At 51.2% G+C, this 13,070-nt stretch carries 9 protein-coding genes; 4 read left to right on the plus strand and 5 right to left on the minus strand.

Annotated features, from left to right (window positions below; genetic code table 11):
• Positions 1-66 precede the first annotated feature (66 nt).
• Entirely contained in the window at positions 67-699 is a 633-nt protein-coding gene (gene mobA, locus ACXAFR_RS12825; protein WP_475177442.1) for a molybdenum cofactor guanylyltransferase, read from the plus strand.
• A 91-nt stretch (positions 700-790) separates the two neighbouring features.
• Positions 791-1,540 (plus strand): GGDEF domain-containing protein, encoded by a 750-nt coding sequence (locus ACXAFR_RS12830; RefSeq protein WP_475177445.1) that lies wholly within the window; start codon positions 791-793, stop codon positions 1,538-1,540.
• A 7-nt stretch (positions 1,541-1,547) separates the two neighbouring features.
• Here the strand turns inward: ACXAFR_RS12830 and ACXAFR_RS12835 are convergent, their stop codons facing one another.
• The 5 genes from ACXAFR_RS12835 to cobA form a co-directional block, all read right to left on the minus strand.
• Positions 1,548-3,287, minus strand: coding sequence for a bifunctional protein-serine/threonine kinase/phosphatase (locus ACXAFR_RS12835; RefSeq protein WP_475177447.1), 1,740 nt, complete (start codon positions 3,285-3,287; stop codon positions 1,548-1,550).
• Positions 3,288-3,394: 107 nt separating this feature from the next.
• Positions 3,395-4,867 carry a NarK family nitrate/nitrite MFS transporter gene (locus tag ACXAFR_RS12840; RefSeq protein ID WP_475177449.1) on the minus strand — a complete coding sequence of 491 codons (1,473 nt, stop codon included), beginning with the start codon at positions 4,865-4,867 and terminating at the stop codon, positions 3,395-3,397.
• A 145-nt stretch (positions 4,868-5,012) separates the two neighbouring features.
• On the minus strand, positions 5,013-5,357 hold the full coding sequence (gene nirD / locus ACXAFR_RS12845; protein WP_475177450.1) for a nitrite reductase small subunit NirD: 345 nt from the start codon (positions 5,355-5,357) through the stop codon (positions 5,013-5,015).
• Positions 5,358-5,434: 77 nt separating this feature from the next.
• Positions 5,435-7,972 (minus strand): nitrite reductase large subunit NirB, encoded by a 2,538-nt coding sequence (gene nirB, locus ACXAFR_RS12850; RefSeq protein WP_475177452.1) that lies wholly within the window; start codon positions 7,970-7,972, stop codon positions 5,435-5,437.
• 14 nt (positions 7,973-7,986) lie between these two features.
• Positions 7,987-8,826: a uroporphyrinogen-III C-methyltransferase gene (gene cobA, locus ACXAFR_RS12855; RefSeq protein ID WP_475177455.1), complete on the minus strand. Its 840-nt coding sequence runs from the start codon at positions 8,824-8,826 to the stop codon at positions 7,987-7,989.
• Positions 8,827-9,310: 484 nt separating this feature from the next.
• On the opposite strand from cobA, the gene ACXAFR_RS12860 reads away from it, so the two are divergent.
• Together ACXAFR_RS12860 and moaA are read left to right on the plus strand one after the other, a co-directional pair.
• Positions 9,311-12,004 carry a molybdopterin-dependent oxidoreductase gene (locus ACXAFR_RS12860; RefSeq protein ID WP_475177456.1) on the plus strand — a complete coding sequence of 898 codons (2,694 nt, stop codon included), beginning with the start codon at positions 9,311-9,313 and terminating at the stop codon, positions 12,002-12,004.
• Between the two features lie 57 nt (positions 12,005-12,061).
• Entirely contained in the window at positions 12,062-13,048 is a 987-nt protein-coding gene (moaA, locus tag ACXAFR_RS12865; protein WP_475177459.1) for a GTP 3',8-cyclase MoaA, read from the plus strand.
• Positions 13,049-13,070: the final 22 nt, after the last annotated feature.

The following is a 13,070-nucleotide window of genomic DNA, read 5'->3' on the forward strand; positions in this document are numbered from 1 at the left end:
TGAGTTCGTATTAGGAGCAAAATAAACGTAAACTCACCGCAGTTTAAGGCCGCAGAGAACTCGAAGGTGACAAAAGACCTTACGCGAAAACACCCCCATCGGATTCTTGGGCTGGTACTCATGGGTGGGCAATCTCGACGTATGGGGCGCGATAAAGCCCTTTTGAAAATCGCCGGTGAACGCCTGCTCGATCGGGCGTTAACGCGTTTAAAACCTCAGGTTCAAGACCTGGTTGTCAGCGCGAACAGCCCATTAAGCGGCTTAAAAATACCGCAGCTTCCAGACCAATTTGCCGACCACCCAGGACCGCTTGCGGGGATACATGCGGCACTCAGCTGGAACCAACTCCAGCCCTCACCGAATGAGTGGATTCAAAGTTGTGCGGTTGATGTTCCCGTATTTCCTCTCGATTTGACAAGCAAGCTGCTGTCCGCCGCCGCCAATAGCAGCATCATCTGCCCGGTTACAGATCGATACCCTCAACCGACATTTGCGCTCTGGCACTACAGCCTGCTGGCACCGTTAGAGGCGTTTTTATCCTCGGCAACATCCTTCAAAGTGATGGATTTTATCCGCACACAACCCCACACCCTAGTCTCCATTGAAGAGCCACTTAATGCGCCTCTCCCCCCATTTTTCAACATCAATACTGAGGAAGACCTCAACTTTGCGCGCCAGCTTCTCAACCCATCCCATTGACGAGCTTTGTCGATGACATAAACTTAAACTACTGATATCTTTTTACGTCGATAGGGAAATCATTCACTCCCACACCGTAACATGACAAACCATGCCGCCTGACAACCTAGCAACCAAGCCGACCAGCGTGCAAGAGACCAACGACAATTCCCCGCCCCACAGCGATAGCTGCTGTCCCCGCTGCGGCAATACGATCGTAAAACTACGGCAATTGCAGCTGATGGTTGAGAGCCAACAGCGTGAATTAATTGCCTTGCGGGAAGCGGCGCAAACTGACGAATTGACAGGACTGGCAAACTATCGCCGCTTCGTCGATCTGCTCGACACCGAGATGGAAAGAACCAAACGAAGCGGTCAAGCAACCAGTTTGATTATGCTCGATCTGGATCATTTTAAAGCCGTCAATGATAATTACGGTCATGACAGCGGAAACAAAGCGCTGCAACTGACCGCTCGCCTACTTCGCCAGGCTGTACGTAAGCTGGATTATCCCTGTCGCTACGGCGGTGAAGAATTCGCCATCATACTACCGACCAGCGATTTGCTGACGGCCTCTCAAGTAGCAGAACGCCTACGCGCCCAGATTGAAACCACGCCTCTGTATACCCTGGGCCACTCCATCCCTCTGACCGCCAGTTTGGGTGTCGCGACCTACAGCGCAACAGATAATGACAGCGTCGAGGCTTTCGTTGACCGAACCGATCGTCTGCTCTACCAGTCTAAACAGGAGGGGCGCAACCGGGTAACTCTGGGCATACGCAGTGATTTTGATGACGCGTCTCACGTCGGCCAGGAAGAAAAAGCGGCATTTAACGACCTTTTTAAATCGGAGGATCAATAGCCTTCGCCTAATGGGTTGCAAGAAACCAGGCTTCAATCAGCACAATCAACAACAATAACGCGCTACAACTCTGCCAGAACAGCAACGGATTTCGTTGTAACAGAGGCGCACTCTGATGACTGGCTAACAAACGAGCGTTGGGCGTTTTAATGTCGGCGACAAACTCTCCAAATGCTTGATAGCGCCGCGCAGGCTGCCAAGCACACGCTTTCTCCAGTGCCAAATCCAACCACAACGGAACTCGATCATTGATCTCCCTTGCGGGTCGATACCGCCGCTCCCTAACTCGTCCAGGATTGCGACGATCCGCTTCGGAAGTGTTGTAAGGAAGCGCCCCGGTTAACATCTCATAAACAATGACGGCCAAAGAAAACAAATCAGATACGCTCGTGCCGCTCTCCCCTTGCATATATTCCGGAGCGATATAGTGCACTGATCCAACCGGCACCTCTTCGATCCAGGGATAACTGACCTCGTCCAAACCTTCCACTCGTACGGTGCCGAAATCGATCAACTTAATCCCACCATCCGGTAAAACCATAATATTCTCAGGTTTCAAATCCCGATGAACCATTCCCCGACGCTGAAAAACTCGCAGCGCCTGAACGATCTCGTCAACGATCTGCCTAATCTGGTCTAAATGTGCCTGGGGATGATCATCCATCCACTGGCGTAGAGTCTGTCCATCTATCCATTCACACAGATGGTAGAGAAAGCGAGACTCTTCAGGCCGAGGAAGAATTTTCATAATTTTGTGACTGTCGAGACGTCTTCCAACCCACTCCTCTCGCACAAAGCCCTCTAGATGCTGCAAATCATCAACGAAATTCTCGGAAGGAGCTTTGAGCGCGTATACCTGTCCGACACTTTCATCAACAACCCGGTACAGGTGGCTGCGGGTTCCGCTAAAGATCACCTCTTTCACCGAGAACTGGTCGATTCGATTACCGGGCTCCATAACCGGGGGAATGGCCAACTGGGTTAATTGTCGATGAGTCTCTGCCAAATCTGGCGTGGGCAGAGACAGGACTTTAACCATCAGACAACTGAGATTATCATCACTGCCCGCCGCCAACGCAGCATTTACCAAGCGCTTGGAATCGCGTTCAAGATTATCACTCGCCGCCGACAACGCATCTCTTGCCTCAGCAAAAGACAACCATTGATGAACTCCGTCACTGGTCAAAAGCAGCAGATCACCAACTTGAAGTGGAATCTGTTGATAATCCACCTCCAAATGGCTATCCATGCCCAAGGCTCTGGTTAACACCGACTGACCACCGGGAACATCCATGCTGTGATCTCGAGTTATCTGCTCGAAGCGACCATCGCGCAACAAGGTTAGCCGCGAATCTCCAGCATGGATGACGTGTGCTGTCGTGGACTTAATAATCACACTGGTAAAGGTCGTCACCAATCCTTTTTGGGACTCCTGAGCGACCATGCCCTGATTAAACAGCCAACTGTTGAGAGACGTAAGCACTCTGCCGCCTGCGTCGCGGACGGACCAGCTATCGGGCGCGCTGTAATAATCCTCTATAAACTGTATTACGCTGGTTTGACTGGCCAGCTGGGCGCCATCACAGGCACTGACACCATCGGCCAGACAGGCAACAACACCTTTATAGCTCAATACCTGCCCACTCTGGGGAACCTTCGCTGCAAACGCGTCCTCATTCTGAGTTTTGGCGCCCGCCGTGGTATACCCACCAATATCCACAACCAGAGCGTTTTTCTTTTCTGCCACCGCAGAGCGTCTCCTAAAATACTTTGTCGAAAAAAGGGTTGTGTACGAACAAAAAAGGGCCAAAAATGGCCCTCAATAACTCAAACTCTCAACTTAACCTTAAGACATTACGCTTTAGCAACATCAATCATGGTAACACTGCCATCCTCGTTGACTTCCGCAATTTGACCGGACGGCTCCTCCATAAACAGCAGAGTAACAAACCCCAGTACCGCGGTTCCCGCGATTACAAAAAAGAACGTACTGTAATCCACCATTGAGAGGACAATCAGATAGATAACCGCACCAACGTTTCCATAGGCACCGGTCATACCGGCAATCTGTCCTGTCATACGGCGCTTGATCAAAGGAACCACCGCGAATACCGCGCCCTCACCGGACTGCACAAAGAAAGAACACGCCATCGCGGCCACAACCGCCAACCATACCGACCAACTGCTGTCGACCTGCCCCATGGTGAAATACCCAACCGCGAGTCCCGCCGTCAATATCAAAAGCGTTGGCTTACGACCAAACTTATCCGACAACCACCCGCCACCAGGACGAGACATTAAATTCATGAAAGCGTAGGCAGAGGCGACCATTCCTGCAACAACCGGCGTCAACTCAAAGGTTTCAGAGAAAAACAGCGGCAGCATGGAAACAACTGCCAGCTCGCTGCCAAAGGTTGCAAAATACAGGATATTCAATACTGCCACCTGCTTAAAGCGATAGCGGTGAATCTCTGGAACCGGCGCCTGAAAGACGTGCTTGTTAACCTTCCAAACATGGCTTAAATCATAAAGAAAAACCAGCACCAAAAAGGCATAGATGGAATAAACAATGGTATCGCTTAACATTCCCAACTTAGGTGGTGACAAACGCCAGGCAAGCAATGCCAACGCGATGTACATTGGGATTTTCATGACCACAAGAAAGAAAAAATCACCTTTCGAGGTCACTTCCATTGCACCAAGGTTCTTAGGGCGAAAATAGGTGGATCCTTGCGGAGTATCAGTAACACTGCGATAAAACACAAAACCAAAAAACAGGCTGATCACTCCTGTCACACCAATTGCATAACGCCAGCCGTCCTCACCACCGAACAGCAATGCAACAGTTGGCAGCGTAAACGCCGCGGCCGCCGAACCGAAATTTCCCCAGCCACCGTAAATGCCTTCTGCAGTACCCAACTCGTTGTGCGGAAACCATTCCGAAACCAAGCGAATACCAATAACAAAACCGGCACCAATCAATCCCAGAGAAAAGCGCGCGATCGCCGCCTGCACAAAACTGTCTGCCAGAGCAAACATGAAACAGGGAATTGAGCAAATCACCAGCAGCCAGGAATACACCAGTCGTGGACCGTATTTATCGGTCAACATGCCAATCAAAATCCGCGCAGGAATTGTGAAGGCAACGTTTAGAATCAACAGTGTTTTAATTTCCGCCGTCGTCAGACCGAGCGATTCTTTTATGGCCTGCAACATGGGAGCCATATTGAACCACACCACAAAAGTGATAAAAAATGCGATCCAGCTCATGTGCAGAATCTTCATTTTCCCGGTAAAACTCAATAAATTAAATCTTTCAGTACTCATGGGACCAGCCTCTGGGAGTAACAATGACACATTGAGTGACACAGCAACCGGCCTGCCGATCAACAAGGCGGCCAGCCTGTGCTCATATGAAATAATTTGGCAGGGCTCGCGCAATGGGAACCCAAACCAGGGTGTTACGGATTAATTAGGCGGCGACCGAAGCCGCCATTTGAATCTCCACCTTGCTACCCTCGAGACGAACCGGATAAACCTTGATAGCCGTTTCCGGATCCTCGACACAAACTCCGGTGCGAAGGTCAAAGTGTTGTTTGTACAGAGGAGATGCCACCACAATGGCGTCGCCGATTGAACCAATCAGGCCACGACTGAGGACGTTCATTTCACTGAAGGGATCGTAATTGGAAATCGCAAAGAGTTCCTTTAAACGTTCACTGTAAAAAATCGCGATCTGTTCACCTTCGACCAGCGCACAAATTCCCACATTAGGCACTAAGTCACTTTCACTACACACGCTAATCCAGTTGCTCATCACTCATAGACTCCTAAGCTATCACGGTACTCCGGCATCGCGCCGGAGCAGGCATTTTTAAAATCGTTACGGATTAATCAGGGACCAACAACTTCAACAGCCTGAATTCGCTCCTCTTTCGTCGCGGGGCGCTTTTGACCACGCTCAATGACGTAAGCGAGATTATCGTCAACGGCATCAGAGTTAATGAATGTCTTAAAGCGCTTTAACCTTTCCGGGCTTTCGACAGTGGTCTTCCATTCACACTGATAATTGCCGATGTTCGCCGCCATCTCAGCTTCCAGCTCCTCGCAAATGCCCAGCTTGTCATCTATCACGACAGATTTAAGGTACTCTAAGCCACCGTCGAGATTTTCCAGCCAAACCGAGGTTCTCTGCAGGCGATCAGCGGTGCGAACATAAAACATAAGGAAGCGATCAACGTACTTAGTTAATGTCTCGCGATCCAAATCCGTGGCCAGCAGGTCCGCATGGCGCGGACGCATACCGCCGTTTCCACAGACATACAGGTTCCAGCCATTTTCTGTCGCGATAATTCCAACATCCTTGCATTGCGCCTCCGCACATTCACGCGTGCAACCAGAGACCGCAAATTTCAGTTTGTGAGGAGAACGTAAACCCTTGTATCGATCTTCAATATCGATGGCGAAGCCCACGGAATCATCGACGCCATAACGACACCAAGTGCTGCCAACACAGGATTTCACCGTGCGCACAGACTTGCCATAGGCGTGACCGGTTTCAAAACCCGCATCCACGAGTTTTTTCCAGATCGCAGGCAGCTGATGAACCTGCGCACCAAACAAGTCGATACGCTGCCCACCAGTCACTTTGGTATACAGATTAAACTCCTTGGCTACCTCGCCCAGAACGATGAGTTTTTCCGGGGTGATCTCTCCACCAGCAACCCGAGGAACCACCGAGTAAGTACCATCTTTCTGCATGTTGCCAAGAAAGAAGTCATTGGTGTCCTGCAAACCGGCATATTTTTCATCGAGGATATAATCATTCCAGTAGGACGCCATAATTGACCCGGCAGTCGGCTTGCAAATGTCGCAACCTAAACCTTCGCCGTGGGATTCCAATAACTCGTCAAATGTCTTGATTTTTTTCACTCGGATAATGTCAGCCAACTCCTGGCGCGAGTATTTAAAATGCTCGCAGAGATGATTGGTCACCTCATAGCCGAGATTAGCCAACTCTGAATCAAGAACTTGCTTAACAAGTGCTGCGCAGCCACCACAACCTGTGGAAGCAGCTGTCGCACCTTTGACTGCGCCCATATCCATGCAGCCAGATGCCACAGCCTCTTTAATTTGGCCTTTGGTGACGTCGTAACAGGAACAGATCTGAGCGGTATCTGGCAGAGCCTCTACGCCGAGTCCCGCGGCCACTTCGCCATCAACCGCGGGTAGAATTAGCGCTGCAGGACTTTCTGGCAGGGTCATGTCGTTCAACATCATCTGCAACAGATTACCGTAAGCAGACACATCACCGACAAGGACTGCACCCACAACTTTTTTGCCATCTTCAGAGACGATCAAGCGCTTATAGACCTGCTCGATTTCATCATTGTAGGTGTAAGATTGAGAGCCAGGTGTGTTGCCATGAGCATCACCAATACTCGCCACATCAACACCCAGGAGCTTGAGCTTGGTGCTCATATCGGCACCACGAAATTCCTCGTCGCCACCGACGATATCGGTAACCGCGACCTTTGCCATCGTGTAACCGGGCGCGACCAACCCAAAAATACGCCCCTCCCAAAGGGCACATTCGCCAATGGCGTAAACATCATCGACTGCCGTTCGACAGCTATTGTCGATGATAATACCGCCACGTTCACCAATAGGAAGGCCACACTTGCGTGCCAGCTCATCTTGAGGGCGAATGCCGGCAGAAAACAGGATCATGTCGGTTTCCAGGTGAGAACCATCCGCAAAGTTCATGCGATAGCGACACTCTTCGCCCGCAACAATTTCCGTCGTCGCTTTCTCGGTATGAACTCGAACCCCAAGGTCTTCAATTTTGCGACGCAGCAGCTTGCCGCCGCCATCGTCGAGCTGCACAGCCATCAAGCGTGGCGCAAATTCCACGACATGAGTTTCGAGACCCGCCTGCTTGAGCGCATTCGCGGCCTCCAATCCCAACAAGCCGCCACCAACAACGACACCAACGCGACTGTCCGCCGCCGACGTACTAATGGCTTCAAGGTCTTCAATGGTGCGATAGACCAGACAGTGCTCCTGGTCATTACCGGGAATAGGCGGAACAAACGGATAGGAGCCCGTAGCCAGGATTAGCTTGTCATAACCTTCTCTGCGACCACTGGCGGTGATCACGTCACGGTTGTCAAAATCCAGATCCACAACTTTATCGTTAAGCACGTAATTTACACCGTGCTCTTGATAATAAGCTTCACTCGTCAAAGCCAGGTCATCGGCCGTAGCTCCGCTGAAGTAACTGCTCAACTGTACCCTGTCATAAGCCAGACGAGGCTCTTCGGAGAAAGTTACGATATCAAAGTGCTCGGCTTTTTCGTTCTGCAACAAGTTATCAATAAACTTGTGCCCTACCATGCCGTTACCGACAACGACAACGCGCTGCTTACTCATGTCGACTCCTCAAATCAGGCTGATAATTTTTGAATGGGGTGTAGCGTTTTTTTCTGATGATTTTCTTCGGCGCTGGCGATAAATCCGTCCACGGATACAAACCAGCTCAAGCGATCGGTTAACGAAACCACCTGACCAACAACAATCAGAGCGGGCGCTTGAACATTGGCGCGAACAGAAAGCTCTTGCAGCTCATCAAGCTCGCCGATGACCACTCGCTGCTCTGGCGTGCAACCCTGCTCAATAAATGCGGCTGGCGTGGAACCAGAAAGTCCTCCTTCCATCAGCTTGTCGGCAATCCATCCTGCCTTGCTGACGCCCATGTAAAACACCAAGGTGTGCTCCAATCGGGCAAGGGCAGACCAGTCAACGTCCAAGGTCTTTTCAGCATGTGCCGTGATAAACGTACAACCCTGCGCCAGCCCTCTGTGGGTTAATGGCATACCCGCATAGGTCGTACATCCAGATGCAGCTGTAATGCCGGGCACGACCTCTACGCGAATACCCAGAGACCGAAGATGCAACATCTCTTCACCGCCACGACCAAATACGAAGGCATCGCCGCCTTTAATGCGGCAGACATTCAATCCCTGCCGTGCTTTAGCCGCGATAAATTCATTGAGTAATTCCTGAGCAATGGAGTGCTCGCCTTTGCGTTTGCCCACATAAAGCGCCGGCACATGTTCAGGAAAAAGCTCTCTTATGGCCGGGCTGACCAGCGCATCAAACAGAATGACGTCGGCCTCGCGAATACGATTCATCGCTTTGAGGGTTAACAACTCTGGATCGCCAGGCCCAGCTCCAACAAGAGCAACCTGACCAAGGATGGCATCGTGATTCTGATCTGCTGGCATTTGCGAACGCCCCATTCAGGAAGTTAGGAAAAAGGTTTATTTTTAAACAGCAAACTCAATGCCATCACCGCCCCAAAATGATGAACTTTTACTTTTTATATAATTATCAACACCTTAAATTCCATTGGAGAAAAATACGTTCGGATAACTGAATACTTGCCTAAGCATCACAGAAATTTAATGCACCCTTTAAATGCACTATCGCACCAATATGCACCTATTAAATCCACTAAAATCCTATTTAATTGCCTAATCAATATTATTAATAGCCGCAACACCTAATTAAAATGCACTTTTTTGGTTCATTTATGATGTTTCCAGGACTATACTGTCCCCAGAGCCCTTATTCTGAGCACATCAATGCCGGCAATGATTAATTTGACGCCATCGCCCTTCGTTTATGAGTTGAATGGCTTGCATCTTGCTCACCAGGACCTAAAGAATTCGTAACAACGCCTTACACTCTGCTTTACTGGAGCGAACCGTGACTGATACTGCGACATCCCCTTGGATTAAAAGCACCTGCCCCTATTGCGGCGTAGGCTGCGGTATAGAAGCAAAGCGCACAGCCAATGGCCTGCTGGATATTCGCGGTGACAAGAACCATCCAGCCAATTTTGGGCGACTGTGCTCTAAGGGTATGGCGCTTGGAGAAACGGTCATTCCAGACGGTCGACTGCTGCATCCCTCTATAGATGGAATGAGAACAAACTGGCCCACAGCTCTGGATCATGTCGCGAGCAGCTTTCAACAAACTATTGCAGAACACGGCCCAGACTCTGTGGCCTTTTATGTCTCCGGTCAGCTATTGACCGAGGACTACTATATCGCCAACAAACTGATGAAGGGCTTTATCGGATCGGGCAATATCGACACCAATTCACGTCTGTGCATGTCTTCAAGTGTTGCGGGACACAAAAGAGCGTTCGGCACAGATACGGTTCCCGGTTGCTATACAGACCTTGAACTAGCGGACATGCTCGTGATCACCGGGTCAAATATGGCATGGTGCCACCCCGTTCTTTTCCAACGCGTTAAAGCCGTTAAGCAACAGCGCCCCGATTTGAAAATCGTGGTCATTGATCCACGCGCGACAGACACCTGTGAAATCGCCGATCTCCACCTCCCGCTAAGGCCTGGTAGCGATGTCGCTCTATTTAACGGCCTATTAAGTTATCTGGCATCGAGGCAGTTGCTCGACGAAGCGTTTATCGCTGACCACACCGATGGATTTAACGCAGCATTGATGAGCGCCATGGAAGATGGCAGCGATATCGAGCAGTTAGCGGCACAGCTGCGACTCCCCGCTGAAAAAGTCACTCAGTTTTTCCGCTGGTTTGGCGAAACTCGAAAAACCATGACGATCTATTCGCAGGGAGTGAACCAGTCCACCAGTGGCGCAGATAAAGTCAACAGCATTATCAATTGCCACCTGGCGACCGGCCGTATTGGCGAGCCGGGTCTAGGCCCCTTTTCGATCACAGGGCAACCCAATGCCATGGGCGGACGGGAAGTCGGCGGCTTGTCCAACACCTTGATATCTCATATGGAATTTGGCAACGCCAAACACCATAGCTTGATCAGCAAATTTTGGCATACAGAGAACCTGGCAACGCAGCCCGGCTTAAAAGCTATCGACCTTTTCGATGCGATCGACAACGGCAAAATTAAAGCCGTATGGATCATGGCAACCAATCCCGTGGTGAGCCTGCCAGATGCTGACAAAATTCGCCGCGCGCTACAAAAATGTCCGCTGGTCGTCGTATCGGATTGCATCGCCGACACCGACACCACTCGCTGTGCCAACGTACTGCTTCCGGCGCAAGGCTGGAGCGAAAAATCTGGAACCGTCACCAACTCCGAACGGCGTATTTCTCGCCAGCGCCGGCTTCTGCCAACCCCTGGGGAAGGTAAGCCCGACTGGTGGATTATGTGCGAAGTTGCCAAGCGAATGGGGTTTGGTCAGGCGTTTGATTACTTCCATGAGGGGGAAATCTTCGATGAGTATGCTCGCTCTACGCGTATTGACCTCTTGGATAGCCACAAACGCCCGCAACGGGATTTAGACTTGAGTGGGCTGGTCGGCTTGAGTGCAGGTGAATACCACAATTTAACGCCACAACAGTGGCCACTGCGGCAGAAAGACAACCAAATTTCGCACAAGCGCCTGTTCGCAGATGGGCGCTTCTTTACCCCCAATGGCAGAGCACAGTTTTTGGCCGTCAAGCATCGACAACCCGCATCCGCAATCAGTCAGGCGTTTCCCTTAAGCCTGAACAGTGGCCGCATCCGCGATCAGTGGCACACCATGACGCGCACAGGGCTGTCAGCTCGACTGGGCGCCCACCTGCCAGAGCCCTATGTCTCGATCAGTCCCGAAGATGCGGCCAAATACGATCTCGAAACCGGAGCCATCGCCACCTTGCACAACGCATGGGGACAGGCGCAAATTCGCGTTGATGTCTCCTCGAAAATTGTGCCGGGACAACTTTTCATGCCCATTCACTGGACAGGGGTCATGTCCAGCGCGGGACGTGTCTGCAGCCTGGTAAGCCCCGATACAGACAGCGTATCCGGGCAACCCGAGTTTAAATTTACCCCCGTTGCCATCCAAGCCTGGGAATTTGCTGCAGAGGCGATGCTGTTAACCCCCTGTGTCGTTGACGCCAGCCCGTTTGACTACTGGGTGCGCCAGAAAGTCGCTGGCGGCTATCTATATCGTATCGCCAGCCAGTCAGATCCAGAAACACTTCACGCCCAACTGCAGGCATGCTGTGACGATCTGCCCGGAAGACAGCTGCACTTCGACAACAAAGCCAGTGGCCAGTACCGACAAGCGGCGATCCGGGAAAATGCGTTGATCTCCTGCTACATCATTGCGCCCAGCCTGAAAAATCAAGACCTCGACTGGATGCAATACCTACTGGACCGCCCTCTCGATGCGGAAATCCAAACCTCGCTGTTACTGGGAAGCGCCCAGGGTGCCTTGGCCCAAGGTCGCACCGTCTGCGCATGCAAGCAGGTAGGAATCAAAACCATCTGCGGAGCAATTCGCGATGACAACCTCGAAACCGTGTCAGAAATTAGCGAGAAAACCACTGCGGGCACCGGCTGCGGCAGCTGCCTGGGGGAACTGCAGCAAATACTGGATGAGGAACTACAAAAAACGCCTCTATGAATTTTGGTCATCAATGAACCAGTGGCATCTGGAGTGAACTTGGATCAGAATGGCGCCATGACACTATCAGATTCTTTTGGCCGACATATATCCTACCTGCGATTAAGCGTAACGGATCGCTGTAACTACCGCTGCGTCTACTGTATGGCGGAGGATATGACCTTCCTGCCCCGCGCCCAGGTATTGACCATTGAAGAAAGCGCAGAGATATGTCGAGCGTTTGCGGAACTTGGTGTGACCACATTACGCCTAACGGGTGGAGAGCCCCTGGTGCGCCGAGGTATTGAGACCCTACTTCAGCAAATTGGCGAAATTGACCAGCTCAACGAAATTACGCTGACGACCAATGGATCACGTCTGCAGGAATTGGCGCCAAGACTGGCGGGCATCGGTGTAAAACGCATCAATGTCAGTCTCGATACCCTTGATCCTGCACAATTCAAAGAAATTACCCGCACCGGTGATCTCGCAGATGTTCTGCGAGGAATTCAATCAGCGCGTGCCGCCGGCATAGAGACCATTAAATTAAATGCCGTGATTCTACGCAGCCGTAATCTTGACCAGGTTCTACCTCTGGTATCGTTTGCGAATCAAGAAGGCCTGGATATCAGCTTTATCGAGGAAATGCCTCTCGGCCAAATTGATGGCCACACCCGCGAGGATGAATTTTGTCCCAGCGCCGAACTCAGAGCGCTGATCGCCAGTGTCTACCCCCTGGAAATGAGTGACTATTCGACATCTGGCCCCTCCCGCTACTGGCAAATACCTGGAGGTTCAACGCGCATCGGCTTTATTTCTCCCCACAGTGACAATTTTTGTGGTGACTGCAACCGCGTGCGCGTCACTGCCGAAGGCCGCTTACTCCTCTGCCTCGGCAATGAGCACTCCGTCGACCTAAAAGCCGTAATTCGCCGCTACCCGGGAGACCGAGAAAAACTCAAGCAGTCCATTGTTGACGCCATGAATCGCAAACCCGAAAAACATCATTTTTACGAGGCAGACACCCCTCAAATTCTGCGCTTTATGAATGCCACTGGCGGCTGACCCCCAGCCTCAATTACATCCG

The organism is Pseudomaricurvus sp. ABR4_320, assembly GCF_056159445.1.